This window comes from Pectobacterium brasiliense (genome assembly GCF_013449685.1).
GTDB classification, from domain to species: domain Bacteria; phylum Pseudomonadota; class Gammaproteobacteria; order Enterobacterales; family Enterobacteriaceae; genus Pectobacterium; species Pectobacterium brasiliense_A.
This window is the reverse complement of record NZ_JACDSF010000044.1, coordinates 1-16693: the sequence shown is the minus strand read 5'-3', so window position 1 is coordinate 16693 and position 16693 is coordinate 1. Positions and strand designations below refer to the sequence as shown.

The following is a 16693-nucleotide window of genomic DNA, read 5'->3' as shown; positions in this document are numbered from 1 at the left end:
ACATATCTAGGCGGTCATTCGACCGCCTAAGTTTTTTTGTCCCGCAGTGTCTTTTTTCTTTCCCTCCCTGGAGGATAAGCGTGTCTAAGCGTCGAGTAGTTGTGACCGGACTGGGCATGTTATCTCCTGTCGGCAATACAGTTGAGTCTACCTGGAGTGCTCTTCTTGCCGGTCAGAGTGGTATCAGCCTGATCGACCATTTCGATACTAGTGCCTACGCAACACGTTTTGCTGGCTTAGTAAAGGATTTTAATTCTGAAGAATTCATTTCGCGTAAAGAAGCTCGCAAAATGGATGCCTTTATTCAATACGGTGTTGCTGCTGGCGTTCAGGCTATGCAGGACTCCGGTTTGGAAGTAACGGAAGAGAACGCCCCGCGTATCGGTGCGGCGATTGGTTCCGGCATCGGCGGTCTGGGTCTTATTGAAGAGAACCATACTGCGCTGGTGAACGGTGGCCCGCGTAAAATCAGTCCGTTCTTCGTGCCGTCAACCATCGTCAATATGGTGGCTGGGCATCTTACTATTATGTACGGACTGCGTGGCCCGAGCATCTCTATCGCTACGGCCTGTACGTCTGGCGTGCACAATATTGGTCAGGCTGCTCGCATTATTGCTTACAACGATGCGGATGTGATGTTGGCCGGTGGTGCAGAAAAAGCCAGTACGCCATTGGGCGTCGGTGGATTCGGTGCCGCCCGTGCGTTGTCTACGCGCAATGACAATCCTCAGGCGGCAAGCCGTCCGTGGGATAAAGATCGTGACGGTTTTGTACTGGGTGACGGTGCTGGCCTCATGGTGCTGGAAGAGTATGAACACGCGAAAAAGCGCGGTGCGAAAATCTATGCAGAAATTGTTGGATTTGGCATGAGCAGCGATGCGTATCATATGACGTCTCCGCCGGAGAACGGTTCTGGTGCTGCGCTGGCGATGGAAAATGCGCTCCGTGACGCGGATCTGTCAACGAGCCAGATCGGTTATATCAACGCGCATGGCACCTCTACGCCTGCGGGTGATAAAGCTGAAACGCAGGCCGTGAAATCCGTATTTGGTGCAGACGCCAGCCGTGTGCTGGTGAGCTCGACAAAATCAATGACGGGTCACTTGCTTGGTGCGGCAGGCGCGGTAGAGTCTATTTTCAGTATTCTTGCTCTGCGCGATCAGGCTGTTCCGCCAACGCTCAATCTGGACAATCCAGATGAAGGCTGCGATCTGGATTTCGTGCCGCATGAGGCGCGTCAGGTCAGCAATCTAGAATACGTACTCTGCAACTCTTTCGGCTTCGGTGGAACCAACGGTTCTCTGATCTTCCGTAAAGTTTGATTGCGATAGCGTTTTAAAAAACCCGGTCTCCGGGTTTTTTTTTGCCTGCGTAAAATCAGACACGCCAGCTTNNGCTTGCCTGCAACGCTGCTTTGCTGGCAAGCTGGCGACGATGAATGATGCGGAGCTTATTATGCTGTGGATTAATGGTCAGTTACAGGAACAGCTTTCGGTACTCGATCGGGGTACACAGTACGGCGACGGCTGTTTTACGACAGCCAGAGTATGCGATGGCGAGATTGTCTGGCTTGATCGACACGTCGCGCGTCTGCAACAGGCCGCGACGCGCTTATTATTTCCGACGCTGGATTGGGAAAGTCTGATCGCTGAAATGAAACAGGCAGCACTGGGACGAGCGGACGGCGTAGTGAAAGTGATGCTAACGCGGGGTGCCGGTGGGCGTGGCTATAGTGCCCAAGGCTGCACGCAGCCGACCCGAGTCGTCATGCAGGTTAGCTATCCTGCGCACTATGCCGACTGGCGTGAGCAGGGCATTAGCCTGAATCTCAGCCCTGTGGCGCTAGCTAAAAATCCGCTGCTGGCGGGCATAAAGCATCTGAATCGGCTCGAACAAGTGCTGATCCGCGCGCATCTTGACCAGACCTCAGCCGATGAGACCCTCGTGCTTGACACCTCTGGTACGCTAGTGGAATGCTGTGCCGCGAATTTATTCTGGCGTAAAGGGCACTGGGTCTATACGCCGGATTTATCCGAGTCAGGAGTGGATGGTGTTGCTCGACAGCATATTATTGCCTCGCTGGCAGAGTCTGATTTCGAGCTACAGATCGTCAGCGAACCCTTAATTGCACTGTCCGATGCGGACGAAGTGCTGGTTTGCAATGCATTAATGCCGATCGTCCCTGTAAATCAGGCGCACCTCTGGCGTTATCACTCCCGAGAGCTTTATCAATTTCTAAGTCCTGACTGCTAGTAGATGGTTGATTTATGAAGAAAAAGAAAATTGGTTTGCTGATTATCACTGCCGTTGTCCTGATATTACTGGTCGCGTGGCAGAAAATGCAGCGTTTTGCTGATTCTCCATTGGCTATCGAAAAGGAAACTATCTTTACGCTTCCGGCGGGTACGGGAAGAGAAGGGCTGGAAACGCTGCTTCTCGATCAGAAAATTATTACTGATGACACATTTTTTCCGTGGCTGCTGCGTTTTGAACCTGAATTGGCAAAATTCAAAGCGGGTACATATCGCTTGACTTCGGGCATGACCGTGCGCGAGATGCTGGCGCTGCTGTCCAGCGGAAAAGAAGCGCAATTTTCCATCCGTTTTGTCGAAGGCTCACGCTTGAAAGAGTGGCTGGCCACGCTGCAACAAGCACCTTATATCAAGTATTCATTGGCCGATAAAACCGAACAGGATGTTGCCACCCAGTTGGAAATCAAAGATAAGCCGAACCCGGAAGGCTGGTTTTATCCTGATACCTATTCATACACGGCAGGTACGAGCGATATCGCCCTGTTGCAGCGTGCGCATCAGCGCATGAAAAAAACGGTGGATGAGGTCTGGAAAGGGCGCGAAGAAGGATTGCCGTATAAGACACCGGACGAATTACTGACGATGGCGTCAATCATTGAAAAAGAAACGGCGATCAATGAAGAACGTACTCAGGTCGCCTCCGTTTTTGTCAATCGCTTACGGCTTGGTATGCGCTTGCAGACTGACCCCACAGTGATTTATGGCATGGGGGATGACTATAAAGGCGTGATAACCCGTAAAGCATTAGATACGCCGACGCCTTACAATACGTATGTCATATCCGGCTTGCCGCCGACGCCAATTGCGATGCCGGGGAAAGCCTCATTGGATGCGGCTGCGCATCCTGCCAAAACGTCATACCTGTATTTTGTGGCAGATGGAAAAGGCGGACACAGTTTTACCACTAACCTTGCAGACCATAATCGTGCTGTGAGGGTATACCGCTCAGCGTTAAAGGAACGGGATGAACAGTAAATTTATCGTCATTGAAGGATTGGAAGGCGCAGGGAAGACCTCCGCACGCAATATCGTCGTGGAAACGCTGCGGTCACATGGTGTGAAAGACGTGGTGTTCACGCGAGAGCCAGGTGGTACGCCGCTGGCAGAGAAACTGCGTGAGCTTATCAAGCAAGGTATAGCCGATGAGAAGGTCACTGACAAAGCAGAAGTCCTGATGTTATACGCGGCCAGAGTACAGTTGGTGGACAACGTTATCAAACCGGCGTTGGCGAATGGAAACTGGGTCATCGGCGATCGTCACGATCTCTCTTCACAAGCTTATCAGGGCGGTGGACGTGGGATCGATCAGCAACTGCTGCGCTCACTGCGCGATACCGTGCTGGGTGATTTTCGGCCTGACCTGACGCTCTATCTTGATCTGCCGCCAGCTATTGGCTTACAGCGTGCGCGCCAGCGCGGCGAGCTGGATCGGATTGAGCAGGAGTCGCTGGCTTTCTTTGATCGTACCCGTTCCCGCTATCAGGAATTGGCAGCGGAGGATGGCAGCATCCTGACGATCGATGCCTCACAGCCTATTGATGCTGTTAGTGCGGATATTCAGGCGACGTTACAGCAGTGGTTGCAGCAACAAGGGTTGCAGCCTGTTGCGCAGGGGCAGGGCTGATGGATTGGTATCCGTGGCTGAATGCATCCTATCGGCAGCTTATCGGGCAATATCAGGCGGGCCGGGGGCATCATGCGCTGTTGCTGCATGCGCTGCCGGGCATGGGTGATGAGTCGCTGATTTATGCGCTGAGCCGTTGGCTGATCTGCCAGCGGCCTGATGGGATGAAAAGCTGCGGCCAGTGTCACTCTTGTAACCTGATGACCGCAGGAACGCATCCAGACTGGCATGTGCTGAGCCCAGAGAAAGGCAAGCAAAGCTTGGGCGTCGATCCCGTGCGTGACGTCGTGGAAAAAGTGTATCAACACTCCCGACAAGGTGGAGCAAAAGTGATCTGGCTGGCTGTCGCTGAGCAACTGACAGAGGCCGCAGCCAATGCACTGCTGAAAACGCTGGAAGAACCGCCGCAGAATACCTTCTTTTTATTTGGCTGCCGTGAACCAGCCCGGTTATTGGCTACTTTGCGCAGCCGTTGTTTGTATCATTATCTGGATGTTCCAAATGAGACGCAGAGCGTGCTGTGGCTGAATGCTCGCCATCGCCATGACAGCAAGGCATTGCGCACGGCATTGAGATTGCAATCGGGCGCGCCGCTAGCCGCCGAGGCGTTATTGCAGCCAGAGCGTTGGAAACAGCGTAGCTCGCTGTGTCAGGCGTTTTCTGCTGCGCTGACTTCGCGAGATCAGCTCTCATTGATATCACAGCTAAATCATGACGATGCGGATGTTCGTATTCACTGGTTGGCTGCGCTACTGCTGGATGCCATGAAATGGCAGCAGGGCGCGAATGAGCATTTAGTGAATCAGGATCAGATTGAACTGGTTGAGCGTCTGGCGCGCGAACCTTCCGCACATTTGCAGTATGAGCTGCAACAGTGGCTGGCGTGTCGGCAAAAATTGCTGACCGTCACGGGGGTAAACCGTGAACTGCTGCTGACGGAACGCCTGCTTGATGGAGAGCGCACGCTTGCTTCATCGGTTAAGCGCGACATCCCCCCTTTTTCTGTTTAATTACTATCGAGTAAATATCATGTTGTTAGTGGATTCCCACTGTCATCTTGACGGTTTGGATTATGAGTCATTGCATAAAGACGTCTCCGACGTGCTGGATAAAGCGAAAAGCCGTGATGTCGGTTTCCTTCTGGCGGTGGCGACAACGCTGCCCGGCTATCGTGCCATGGTGGAGTTAATCGGCGAGCGCGATAACGTGGCCTTTTCCTGCGGCGTTCATCCGCTCAATCAGGAAGCCCCTTATGATTATGCCGAGCTGCGTGAGCTAGCCAGCGCCAGCCGTGTGGTGGCAATGGGGGAAACGGGTCTGGACTATTTCTATCAGCAGGAGACGAAAGCCCAGCAGCAAGCGTCGTTTCGCGAACACATTCGTATAGGTAATGACCTGAACAAACCGGTCATCGTGCATACGCGTGCGGCCCGTGAAGATACGTTGGCCATTCTACGTGACGAGCAGGCGGAGAAATGCAGTGGCGTTCTGCACTGCTTTACGGAAGATTTGCTCACGGCAAAAGCGCTGCTTGACATGGGGTTCTATATCTCGTTTTCTGGGATCGTCACGTTTCGCAATGCAGAAGAACTGCGTGACGTCGCGCGTTACGTGCCGCTGGATCGGATGTTGATTGAGACGGATTCCCCTTGGCTCGCACCGGTTCCGTTTCGAGGTCAGGAAAACCAGCCCGCATACGTACGCGATGTAGCAGAATATCTTGCTGTACTGAAAGGCACATCGTTGGAAACCCTCGCTGCCGTCACGACAGAAAATTTCTCCCATCTGTTTCACATCGACCCAGTTCGGTTGACCGCCGCGCAATAGTGGCTGAAAATAGCCGAGTTTTTTTTATCCGTGTAATTAATAGCGCTTCACCATCCCCTTGATTAGGTTTTTCCTCTTCAGGGGGACGTGTTTTTTAGCGACATATCACAAGAAAGTGCAATATCTGTTCGATCTCAGCCTTTTGGCTTGTGGAAACGTGATAGTAATCAAACATTGTGAACGCTATTTATTTTACTCTGCGTAAAAATTAAAGGGGGCTAAGACACCCCAACTCGCAAAGGTCATCCTCCCTGCCTTTGCTTATATGAAGTATCAGAAGTAAAAGCACTATTACTCAGGAGCACACTCAATTATGTTCAAGAATGCATTCGCAAACCTGCAAAAAGTAGGTAAGTCGCTAATGCTGCCCGTATCCGTACTCCCTATCGCAGGTATCCTGCTGGGTGTCGGTTCGGCCAATTTTAGCTGGTTGCCTGAAATTGTCTCCAGCGTCATGGCACAGGCCGGTGACTCGGTGTTTGCCAATATGCCGTTGATTTTTGCTATTGGTGTTGCCCTGGGCTTCACTAATAACGACGGTGTTTCCGCACTGGCGGCGGTGGTGGCTTATGGCATCATGGTCAAAACCATGGCTGCGATTGCGCCGCTGGTTCTTAATCTACCTGCTGCCGAAATCGCGGCGAAGCACCTAGCGGATACCGGTGTTCTGGGCGGGATCATTGCCGGTGCGATTGCCGCGTATATGTTTAACCGTTTCTACCGCATTCAGTTGCCTGAGTATCTGGGCTTCTTTGCTGGTAAACGTTTTGTGCCGATTATTTCCGGCCTGACGGCGATCATTACCGGTGCTGTGTTGTCTTTCATCTGGCCACCGGTCGGTAGCGCTATCCAAACGTTTTCACATTGGGCTGCAAATGAGAACCCGATGTTGGCATTCGGTATCTATGGGATCGTTGAACGTTCTCTGGTCCCGTTTGGTCTGCACCATATCTGGAACGTCCCTTTCCAAATGCAGGTGGGTGAGTTCACCAATGCGGCGGGTCAGGTTTTCCACGGCGATATCCCTCGTTACATTGCAGGTGACCCGACTGCGGGTAAACTGTCCGGCGGTTTCCTGTTTAAAATGTACGGCTTGCCAGCTGCAGCTATTGCTATTTGGCACTCTGCTAAACCAGAAAACCGCGCGAAAGTGGGCGGTATCATGATCTCTGCGGCGCTGACCTCATTCCTGACGGGTATCACCGAGCCAATTGAGTTCTCCTTCATGTTTGTTGCGCCGATTCTGTATGTGATCCATGCGATTCTGGCGGGTCTGGCATTCCCAATCTGTATCCTGTTGGGCATGCGTGATGGCACAAGCTTCTCTCACGGTCTGATCGACTTTGTGGTACTGAGCGGCAACGGTAGCAACCTGTGGCTGTTCCCGATTGTGGGTTTGTGCTATGCGCTGATTTACTACACCATTTTCCGCGTTCTGATTGCCAAACTGAATCTGAAAACGCCGGGCCGTGAAGATAGCGCCTCTGAGCAAACCTCACAGGACAGCACTGAAATGGCTGCCGCACTGGTTAGCGCGTTTGGTGGTAAAGAAAACATCACTAACTTGGATGCGTGCATCACCCGTCTGCGTGTTAGCGTAGGCGATGTGGCTAAAGTTGATCAGGCTGGCCTGAAAAAACTGGGCGCAGCAGGTGTGGTTGTGGCCGGTTCCGGTGTTCAGGCTATTTTCGGTACCAAATCCGATAACCTGAAAACCGACATGGACGACTACATCCGTAACCACTGATGTGTTGTTGGGGAGTGGTAAAAAGGGGCGAAAGCCCCTTTTTTTATGGTCAGAACCGTCTTATTCCTCTTTCACGGCGAAAACTTGACAGCATCTGTGGAGCCTGTTTCTCCCTGCCGATGAATCGCTTATGCAGTAACGGGTTGGTGAACAAGAGCCAGAGCAGATTACGTCTTTCGGAAGGATGGGCGTCGAAGCTGAATTCGACCTGTTCGTGATCAATGTCGCTATTCCCAGCATTCAGGCTGATCTGGGCGCTAGTTTCGCACAAATTGGTTTCATCGTAGCGGGTTATGAACGGGCTTCTGGCGCACAGCTGATTACGGGCGGACGGCTGGGGGATGTATTTGGTCGACTCTGGGTGTGGCTGTGGTCTGCATCCTGTTATGCTGGTGAGAACGCAGCGGTCTCTTAGTTGGTGGGAAGGCGCACACACGAATTTTCGATGGATGATGCGAAATCCTTATCGTAGCGGCGGGAGCGCCGCTGTTTTCGGGAGAAGGAGGGCGTATTTCTGGTTTTTACTGGGAGTCGTATTTTGACCACCCGCACCAGAAATAGACGAAGAAGGTTGAAAGAAATGGAATATGTCACTCATACTGCCTACATGACGTCGTTCAACGCCAGCTTTAACAAGGAAATCAATCATGGCTGAAGAAACCATTTTTAGTAAAATCATCCGCCGGGAAATTCCTGCCGATATCGTGTATCAGGATGAACTGGTCACCGCCTTCCGTGACATCGCGCCTCGCACGCCAACCCATATTTTGATCATCCCGAACGTCTTGATCCCTACCGTTAACGACACGGCCCCCGAGCATGAAGCGGCGCTGGGACGTATGGTGACGGTCGCGGGTAAAATTGCGCAACAGGAAGGCATTGCAGAAGACGGCTATCGCCTGATCATTAACTGCAACCGACACGGCGGGCAGGAGGTTTATCACATCCATATGCATCTGCTGGGTGGCCGCGCATTAGGGCCTTTGCTGGCGAACTAGATCTTATAGCACTAGATCTTATAGAACCAGGTTCGATAGTCATGGGTAGACTGTCGTGCGAGAAAATCATCATGCGAGAACATCATGCGTAACCCGATGCTTTTTCTGTCCGCGTTTTTGATGGTTGGGCTGCTAGCGGGTTGTAGCGCGCCAAAGGTACTGACCATCAATGAACGGCAAACGCTGGTACTCGATGCGCCTGTGTTATCGGCCGGTATTACCGCGGGGAACCCGTCGCTGGATTCAGAAAACGGCCGGCTGCGCGCATCTTCTGCCGTCAGCAACGACGCTTCACACGCGGTGACCGTGCATTACCGTTTCTATTGGTATGATGAAAACGGGCTGGATGTGCTGCCGTTCGAAGACGTGCAGTCCATTGAACTCCCGCCACAGACGGAAATGACGGTTTTTTCCACTCGCAGCAGTCCCAATGCGCGTCAGGTCCGTCTTCATCTGTTTTTGTAATGGTGTGCAGAGAGAGAATATATGAAAAAGTATCTAGGGGTGATGCTGGCGACATTGGTACTGACAGGGTGCCCCAGCCATCCGCCGGAACCGACTGCGACGATTGAGCCCGTTGAGCCGCAAGTGCCGACTACGCCAACGCCGCCGCCGGGTGAATCGGTACCGCAACCACCAAAAATCCAGACATTGAACTGGGAAGCCAGCATTAACCCGCTGGTGGCACAAATGCTGAAAGCCGATGGCGTCACGCCGGGCAGCATCCTGCTGGTGGATAGCGTGAAAAACAACACCAACGGCTCACTGCCGATAGCGAAAGCGACAGGGACGTTGTACAGCGCGTTATCCTCCGGTAAAGCGTTTACGCTGGTGCCGCGTGAGCAGTTGGCTGCCGCGAAACAAACGCTGGGTCTGTCGGTTGATGACAGCTTAGGATCGCGTAGCAAGGCGATTGGTCTGGCGCGTTATGTCAGCGCGCAGTATGTGCTGTACAGCGACGTCAGTGGTGATGTGAAATCGCCGCAGCTCGACATGCAACTGATGCTGGTGCAGACCGGTGAAATTGTGTGGTCAGGTAATGGCGCCGTTCAGCATTAAGCAGGCAGGCATCCAGCAGCAGCTGACTGCGACGATCCAGAAACATTTCCCGGCTGTGGATGTGGCGGATATTCGCTTTGAGCTGGTGGGTGGGCTGAGTAGTAAAAGCTGGCGTATCCTTGGGCCGGACATCGAATGGCTTGCACGTCGGCAGTCGCCAACCGAGCGGAAAATGGGCGTCGATCGCCAGCGCGAATTCGCCTTGCTGCGGCAGATGTCGGCGAGAGGTCTTGCGCCACGGCCGCGGCTGTGGCGTGACGGCTGGCTGATTGTCGAGTGGGTACCGGGTCGCATTGCCACCTCTGATGAGTTCCTGATGATGCTGGCTAATGGCGAAGTGGCTCGCCTGTTGTCTCAGCTTCATCGTCAGCCGCGTAGTGGTTATCCTCTCGATCTCAAAGTGCTCTTCGCGCAGCACTGGCAGTTGATGGATCCGCGCCGCCGTTCGCCTGCGTTATTGCGTGCCCACCATTATTTTCAGCGTGCGGCGCGACCCACGCCTTTGGCGCTCGCTCCTCTCCATCTTGATGTGCATGCTGAAAACCTGCTGATTACCCCACAAGAAACGATGTTGATTGACTGGGAATATGCCTCAGATGGCGATATTGCCTTTGAACTGGCGTTCATTGTGCGAGCCAGTCAGATGGAAAGCATGGCGCAAACGCATTTTCTACAGAGCTACCAGCGACATCGGCGAGGGTTTTCCGTGAGCCGCCTCCAGCAACAGATGATGCAGTGGTTCCCCTGGGTCGATTATCTGGTATTGATGTGGTTTGAGGTTCGCTGGCAGCAAACGAAGAATCCTGAATTTTTAGCGGAAATTCCCGCGCTCTATCATCGGTTACAACAATATCATTGGCTATAGTCATGCCATCGGCTATAGCCAGGCTGATGATATAGCTTGTGTGGTAAAGATCATTTCATTAAGCAGTAAACTCTAAAGAATGAGGTTTTTGTGGGTCCGGTAATGTTAGACGTTGCCAGCTATGAGCTGGATGCAGAAGATCGTGAAGTGCTGGAACATCCGCTGGTTGGCGGCGTGATTCTGTTTACCCGTAATTTTCATGATGCGGCGCAGTTACGTGAATTGGTACGCCAAATCCGCGCGGCGTCGCGCGAGCGCCTTGTGGTGTCCGTGGATCAGGAAGGTGGACGGGTTCAGCGTTTTCGTGACGGGTTTACTCGTCTGCCTGCCGCGCAGGCGTTCGCGGCATTAAACAGCGAGTCAGAAGCCCTGCGTTTGGCGGAAGAGGGCGGCTGGCTGATGGCGGCAGAAATGATCGCCATGGATATCGATATTAGTTTTGCGCCAGTGCTGGATATCGGCCACCAGAGCGCGGCGATTGGTGAGCGTTCATTCCATGCCAATCCAGAGACGGCACTGGCCGTAGCGCAAAGCTTTATTCGCGGCATGCATAGCGCGGGTATGAAGGTCACGGGTAAGCATTTCCCCGGCCACGGTACGGTCAGCGCTGATTCACATAAAGAAACGCCGCACGATCCGCGTCCGCTTGCAGAAATTCGCGCACACGACATGCTAATTTTTAAAGAACTGATCCAGCGTCAGCAGTTGGATGCCATCATGCCTGCCCACGTGATTTATACGGAGGCCGATCCGCATCCAGCCAGTGGTTCACCCTATTGGCTCAAAACGGTGCTGCGTGAAGAGCTGGGCTTTGATGGCATCATTTTCTCCGACGATCTCTCGATGGAAGGTGCCGCTGTGATGGGCAGTTATCCCGAGCGGGCGCAGGCGGCGTTGCAGGCAGGATGTGACATGATTCTGGTTTGCAATCATCGTGAAGGTGCGGTCAGCGTGCTGGATAACCTGTCCTCGGTCAAAGCGGATCAACTGACGCGATTATATCATCAGGGTTCGTTTTCTCGTCGGGAACTGCTGGATTCGCCACGCTGGAAGCAGGCGAATCAGGCGCTCACATTGCTCAGCGAGCGCTGGCAGGCGCATATACACTAAATAATTCGAGTTGCGTGAAGGCGGCAACTGCGCGAATCCCCAGGAGCTTACTTAGGTAAGTGACTGGGGTGAGTAAGGGAAGCCAACGCACAAGCAGCTTGAAGTATGACGGGTATAAAAATGGCGAGAAATAGGCAACTTAGTCTGCGGTGAGGATGAAAGATGATTATCTATTTACACGGTTTTGACTCGACCAGCCCCGGCAACCATGAAAAGGTCCTACAGCTTCAGTTTATTGATGAAGATGTACGATTGATTAGCTACAGCACGTTGCATCCGCGTCATGATATGCAACATCTGCTAAAGCAGGTAGATAAGACGATTCAGCAGTCTGATGACGATCGTCCGCTGATCTGTGGCGTGGGGTTGGGGGGCTTCTGGGCTGAACGCGTCGGTTTCCTGTGTGATATACGACAAGTCATCGTTAATCCTAACCTTTTCCCGCAGGAAAACATGAGCGGGAAAATCGATCGCCCAGAAGAGTATCTGGATATCGCCACGAAGTGCGTGGCGAACTTTCGCGAAAAGAACCGCGATCGCTGCATGGTGATGCTTTCCCGTCAGGATGAAATGCTCGACAGCCTGCGTAGCGCGCAGACGTTGGGAGCGTATTACGAGATCGTCTGGGATGATATTCAGACGCATAAATTCAAAAGCATCTCCCCCCATTTGCAGCGAATAAAAGCCTTCAAAACGCTCGGTTAACCCTGCGTTAGCGATGACCTGTTCATCGCGGCTGTCGTTCCTTCTGATACCCTTGTTTGAGGGGGAACAGGAGGAATGGCGCAATTTATTTACTTTCCTTAGTTCATCCAGTTGCGCAGATGCGCACGATTCAGCATTTTCTCTTCGCGCGGATTTCTGCTAATTCACTGAAATAAAGATGGAATTTTCTCGCTAAAAATCTGCCTGACAAAATAAATTGATATATATCAATTTTGGTATGACCAAATAACCTAGCGTGCTATTCTTGCAGCAGATATCAGGCTTAACTTACGCGAACCCTATGTTATATAAGGATATTATTTTTTACTCTTTATTAACGATTGGTTCACATTTTAGGGGGTCATTTTGACATCACCAACCAAAAAAATTGTCATTGTCGGCGGGGGAGCTGGCGGGCTTGAACTCGCAACGAGTTTGGGCCACAAGTTAGGACGCAAGAAAAAAGCGGAGATTACGCTGGTGGATCGTAACCATAGCCACCTGTGGAAACCGCTGCTGCATGAAGTGGCGACAGGCTCGCTGGACGACGATATGGATGCGCTGAGCTATCTGGCGCACGCCCGCAATCACTATTTCCAGTTCCAACTGGGCATGCTGACGGATATCGATCGTGAAGCGCAGCAGATTCAACTGGCTGAAGTGTGTGACGAGCAAGGCGATGTGCTGGTTGCCGCGCGTCGTATCCCGTATGACATTTTGGTGGTGGCATTAGGCAGTACCTCAAATGACTTCGGTACGCCGGGCGTGAAAGATCACTGTATTTTTCTGGATAACCCGAAACAAGCCCGCCGTTTCCATAATGAAATGCTGAATTTGTTCCTGAAATTCACAGCAAATCAGGAAGAAAAAGAGCGCGTGAACATCGCGATTGTGGGCGGCGGCGCGACAGGGGTCGAACTGTCTGCGGAATTGCATAACGCGGTGAAACAGCTGCACAGCTACGGCTTTGACGGGTTGGATAACCAAACGCTGAATGTGACACTGGTGGAAGCGGGCGAACGTATTTTGCCTGCGTTGCCGCCGCGTATTTCAGCGGCTGCACATCAGGAATTGAACAATATTGGCGTCCGTGTGCTGACGAAAACCATGGTGACCAGCGCAGAAAGTGGCGGTCTGAATACCAAGGACGGTGAATTTATCGAAGCCGATCTGATGGTTTGGGCGGCGGGCATCAAGGCGCCGGATGCGATGAAAGAGATTGCGGGTCTGGAAACGAACCGGATTAACCAGTTAGTGGTTGAGCCGACATTGCAGACGACGCGCGATCCCAACATTTTCGCCATTGGCGACTGTGCCTCCTGCCCGCAGGAAGGCGGCGGTTTTGTACCACCGCGCGCGCAGGCCGCTCACCAGATGGCATCACGTTGCCACAGCAATATCATCGCATTGCTGAACGGGCAAACGCTGAAGCCTTACGTCTATAAAGATCACGGTTCTCTGGTTTCGCTGTCTAAATTCAGTACGGTTGGCAGCCTGATGGGGAACCTGATGCGGGGCTCCGTCATGGTAGAAGGACGAATTGCACGTTTCGTGTATATCTCCCTGTACCGCATGCACCAGGTTGCTCTGCATGGCTATGTTAAAACAGGCCTGATGATGCTGGTCGGTGGGATCAACCGGGTGATTCGCCCGCGTCTGAAGCTGCATTAATTCATCTTTGCTGACCGCTTTCTGATACGGGTATGAACGCAATGTCATGCCCGTATTCTTTTCTGCCAGCGGTCATCTTATTCTTCCTCAGTAGCCCTTTCTTTTCGTCGATCTACTCATAATCTCCTGTTTCTGAGCCGTAGCACGATAGGCTACTTCGCTGATATGGCAGTATAAAATATCGTCCTATTACCAATTCCAGTTAAGATAATTCCCAAATGACGCTTTTATGTTACGAATCTGACACTTTTGGTCAGTTAGTCTTATTGCGAGAGTGCGAAACATTGTGCAGACTTTCCACTGTTTACAGATGGCGTAGCACGCACGCCAAAAATTCTGAATGCTGATATTCAGAAGGAACCACCGGATTCATCGCGTTAAACGCGAGCTGGCGTAAAACAAGATTTACGCCAGGATTGCAGGTGGGGAATGCGTGAGAATAGATTCGGGAGGTATCCTGTGAACAAATCAATGTTAGCGGGTGTAGGTATTGGTGTGGCTGCTGCATTGGGTGTGGCGGCGGTGGCGAGTATGGATGTATTTTCCTCTAAACCTCAGTTTGCACAGGTGCTAACAGCAACACCAATTAAAGAAACGGTCAAAACGCCTCGTCAGGAGTGCCGTAACGTGAACGTGACGCATCGTCGTCCGGTACAGGATGAAAACCAGATTGCTGGCTCGGTGCTGGGTGCTGTCGCGGGTGGTGTGCTGGGGCACCAGATTGGTGGCGGACGCGGTAAAGATATCGCGACGGTAGCGGGCGCGTTGGCAGGTGGTTATGCCGGTAACCGTGTACAAAGTGGCATGCAGGAAAATGATACGTACACGACGCAGCAACAGCGCTGTCAGACGGTGTACGACAAATCACAAAAAGTTCTGGGTTATGATGTCACTTATAAAATCGGCGACCAGCAGGGTAAAATCCGCATGGATCGCGATCCTGGCACACAAATTCCAGTAGACAGAAACGGGCAGTTAATTCTGAATCAGCAGAGTTAACTGACCTCTAACGTCTACGGTTTGCGCTGACACCTCTCTAAAAACCGCGAGACACCTGAAGAAGGTGCTCGCGGTTTTTTCATTCTCTGTTCTTTCTGCTTATAGGCTCTTTCTGCTTTCGGTTAGCTTCATGCTAACGGATAGCAGCAAGGCAGCCGCAGCGAATTACGGGTTAATTAACGGCGGAAAATAATCTCTGCCCAGCGCGCCAGTCCGGCGGTAACGGAACCAAAATCGTTGCCGCTGGCGATAGGAATATCAGGAAGCAGTTGCTGAATAGCCTGACGCAGCAGGGGAGAACGTGCGCTACCGCCAGTCAGGTAGATCACTTCCGGCCGGGTTTGACTGGTTTCTAGCGCCAGTGTCACCTGCTGTTGAATACGCATGAGCGGATTATCGATGGCGGCATTGAGTTCATCAGCATGAATGCGCGTTGCCAGACCCGATTCGATAAAGTGCAAATCAGCTGCCGTTTCCGATTGATTGGACAGCGCAATTTTGCTCTCTTCCGCCAGTTGAATCAGACGGTAGCTCAGGCGCTGTTGCCAGACGGTCAGCAGTCTTTTCACCAGCTCGGGCTGACGGGCATCGCGGATCATTTCGTTGATTAACGCGCGGCTGGCGGTGCTATAAAACTCTTTTTGCGCCGGAATATCGTTAATCGCGACCGCATTCCACCAGGTCATGATCGGCAGAGCGATGCCTTTTTCTGTCTCGCTATTCATACCAAGCAGCGGCATCAGCTGTTTGAATGCGAGCATGATGTCCAGATCGTTACCGCCAACGCGGCAGCCGCTATGCCCTAACAGGCTTTGCGAACGTTCTTGCTGCTTATGCCATTCTGGGCCCATCAGTAGCATGGAGCAGTCGGTGGTGCCGCCGCCGATATCCACGACCAGCACGCGCGTTTCTTTCGTCAGCGTGGATTCGAAATCCAGCCCGGCGGCGACAGGTTCAAACTGGAAGACGACATCTTCAAACCCGGCACGATGTGCCGCACGGTCTAAAATGCCTTGCGCCTGCTGGTTGGCTTCTTCGCCGCCGATGCTTTGAAAGTTAATCGGGCGGCCGATGACGGCCTGACGAATAGACTGGTCAAGCTGACTTTCCGCCTGCGTGCGGATATGCAGCATCATGGAGCAGACCAGATCTTCAAACATCGCAATTTGCTGCGCTTTCAGCCCGACGGCACCGAGGAAGGACTTTGGTGATTTAACGAACCACGTCTCTTCTGGGTCATCCATATAGTGGCGCAACGCATCACGTCCGAATTTCACGCTATCCGCCTGCACGCGAATATCTTCCTCGCGGTTGTAGCTGATGGCGCGCTTTAGCAGCAGCGCATTCTCACCCTCGGCATTGACCTGATGGTGTCGCCATAACCACTCGCTAACCGCTTCGCGCACGGGCGCGCACAGCAGGGAAGAAAGATAAGGCGAGCCATTTTCCAGCGACAGGAGCCGTGGCGTACCTTCATCCATAACCGCCACTGAACAGTTGGCTGTACCGTAGTCAAAACCGATAAACATCGTCGTGCCCCATGCCATAAAAAATTTTCGGGAGAAATTTTTAACGTCGCACCCGCGACGGCCCGGAAGGGTGGCCGCCAAGGATGGCAGGCCATAAAAAAGGTGGCGACTTTACTGCGTTACGATGGTGCTTGTAAAGGCGGAGAGGGATTTACTAATAATATTAATGACAAAGTATGTCGAGCGGTGATAATGGGTAGATCGTAAAGACGCTGCAAGTACGTCCCTTGTATCTTGAACCATGTAG

Annotated in this window: 18 protein-coding genes; 16 read left to right on the top strand and 2 right to left on the bottom strand. The window is 52.4% G+C overall.

Translation table 11 applies throughout. The features are described 5' to 3' along the window. Positions 1 to 80 precede the first annotated feature (80 nt). From fabF to ptsG, 7 genes are all read left to right on the top strand, one after another. On the top strand, positions 81 to 1322 hold the full coding sequence (fabF, locus tag H0248_RS17045) for a beta-ketoacyl-ACP synthase II (RefSeq protein ID WP_110164030.1): 1242 nt from the start codon (positions 81 to 83) through the stop codon (positions 1320 to 1322). Positions 1323 to 1455: 133 nt separating this feature from the next. Then, complete coding sequence (pabC, locus tag H0248_RS17040; RefSeq protein ID WP_180786819.1) at positions 1456 to 2253, top strand: aminodeoxychorismate lyase; 798 nt, start codon at positions 1456 to 1458, stop codon at positions 2251 to 2253. A 14-nt stretch (positions 2254 to 2267) separates the two neighbouring features. Beyond that, positions 2268 to 3287: an endolytic transglycosylase MltG gene (gene mltG / locus H0248_RS17035; RefSeq protein ID WP_180786818.1), complete on the top strand. Its 1020-nt coding sequence runs from the start codon at positions 2268 to 2270 to the stop codon at positions 3285 to 3287. Continuing rightward, positions 3277 to 3936: a dTMP kinase gene (gene tmk / locus H0248_RS17030; protein WP_180786817.1), complete on the top strand. Its 660-nt coding sequence runs from the start codon at positions 3277 to 3279 to the stop codon at positions 3934 to 3936. The genes mltG and tmk overlap by 11 nt, the downstream gene beginning before the upstream one ends. Then, complete coding sequence (holB, locus tag H0248_RS17025; protein ID WP_180786816.1) at positions 3936 to 4946, top strand: DNA polymerase III subunit delta'; 1011 nt, start codon at positions 3936 to 3938, stop codon at positions 4944 to 4946. The genes tmk and holB overlap by 1 nt, the downstream gene beginning before the upstream one ends. A 19-nt stretch (positions 4947 to 4965) precedes the next feature. Beyond that, positions 4966 to 5763 carry a metal-dependent hydrolase gene (locus H0248_RS17020; RefSeq protein ID WP_180786815.1) on the top strand — a complete coding sequence of 266 codons (798 nt, stop codon included), beginning with the start codon at positions 4966 to 4968 and terminating at the stop codon, positions 5761 to 5763. Between the two features lie 313 nt (positions 5764 to 6076). After that, the gene (gene ptsG, locus H0248_RS17015; RefSeq protein ID WP_180786814.1) at positions 6077 to 7510 is read left to right on the top strand and encodes a PTS glucose transporter subunit IIBC; all 1434 of its coding nucleotides are present in this window, start codon (positions 6077 to 6079) and stop codon (positions 7508 to 7510) included. Positions 7511 to 7559: 49 nt separating this feature from the next. On the opposite strand, the gene H0248_RS22510 is transcribed toward ptsG, so the two are convergent. Then, positions 7560 to 7664, bottom strand: a complete 105-nt coding sequence (locus H0248_RS22510) for a hypothetical protein (protein ID WP_374705279.1) — start codon at positions 7662 to 7664, stop codon at positions 7560 to 7562. A 30-nt stretch (positions 7665 to 7694) separates the two neighbouring features. Between H0248_RS22510 and H0248_RS17010 the strand changes: the two genes are divergently transcribed. From H0248_RS17010 to H0248_RS16970, 9 genes are all read left to right on the top strand, one after another. Beyond that, positions 7695 to 7925 carry an MFS transporter gene (locus tag H0248_RS17010; protein WP_180786808.1) on the top strand — a complete coding sequence of 77 codons (231 nt, stop codon included), beginning with the start codon at positions 7695 to 7697 and terminating at the stop codon, positions 7923 to 7925. A gap of 232 nt (positions 7926 to 8157) precedes the next feature. Continuing rightward, on the top strand, positions 8158 to 8508 hold the full coding sequence (hinT, locus tag H0248_RS17005) for a purine nucleoside phosphoramidase (RefSeq protein ID WP_010276226.1): 351 nt from the start codon (positions 8158 to 8160) through the stop codon (positions 8506 to 8508). Positions 8509 to 8592: 84 nt separating this feature from the next. Next, positions 8593 to 8973, top strand: a complete 381-nt coding sequence (locus H0248_RS17000) for a YcfL family protein (protein WP_180786813.1) — start codon at positions 8593 to 8595, stop codon at positions 8971 to 8973. 21 nt (positions 8974 to 8994) lie between these two features. Further along, entirely contained in the window at positions 8995 to 9567 is a 573-nt protein-coding gene (gene lpoB / locus H0248_RS16995; RefSeq protein WP_180786812.1) for a penicillin-binding protein activator LpoB, read from the top strand. Further along, a complete protein-coding gene (thiK, locus tag H0248_RS16990; protein WP_180786811.1) occupies positions 9548 to 10432 on the top strand; it encodes a thiamine kinase in 885 nt (294 codons plus the stop codon). The genes lpoB and thiK overlap by 20 nt, the downstream gene beginning before the upstream one ends. A 90-nt stretch (positions 10433 to 10522) precedes the next feature. Next, the gene (nagZ, locus tag H0248_RS16985; protein WP_180786810.1) at positions 10523 to 11542 is read left to right on the top strand and encodes a beta-N-acetylhexosaminidase; all 1020 of its coding nucleotides are present in this window, start codon (positions 10523 to 10525) and stop codon (positions 11540 to 11542) included. A gap of 162 nt (positions 11543 to 11704) precedes the next feature. Next, entirely contained in the window at positions 11705 to 12247 is a 543-nt protein-coding gene (ycfP, locus tag H0248_RS16980; protein ID WP_180786809.1) for an alpha/beta hydrolase YcfP, read from the top strand. 366 nt (positions 12248 to 12613) lie between these two features. Continuing rightward, complete coding sequence (locus H0248_RS16975) at positions 12614 to 13918, top strand: NAD(P)/FAD-dependent oxidoreductase (protein WP_039499002.1); 1305 nt, start codon at positions 12614 to 12616, stop codon at positions 13916 to 13918. Between the two features lie 459 nt (positions 13919 to 14377). After that, positions 14378 to 14917 (top strand): glycine zipper 2TM domain-containing protein, encoded by a 540-nt coding sequence (locus tag H0248_RS16970; protein WP_039505960.1) that lies wholly within the window; start codon positions 14378 to 14380, stop codon positions 14915 to 14917. 176 nt (positions 14918 to 15093) lie between these two features. On the opposite strand, the gene yegD is transcribed toward H0248_RS16970, so the two are convergent. Continuing rightward, entirely contained in the window at positions 15094 to 16446 is a 1353-nt protein-coding gene (yegD, locus tag H0248_RS16965) for a molecular chaperone (protein WP_180786836.1), read from the bottom strand. Positions 16447 to 16693: the final 247 nt, after the last annotated feature.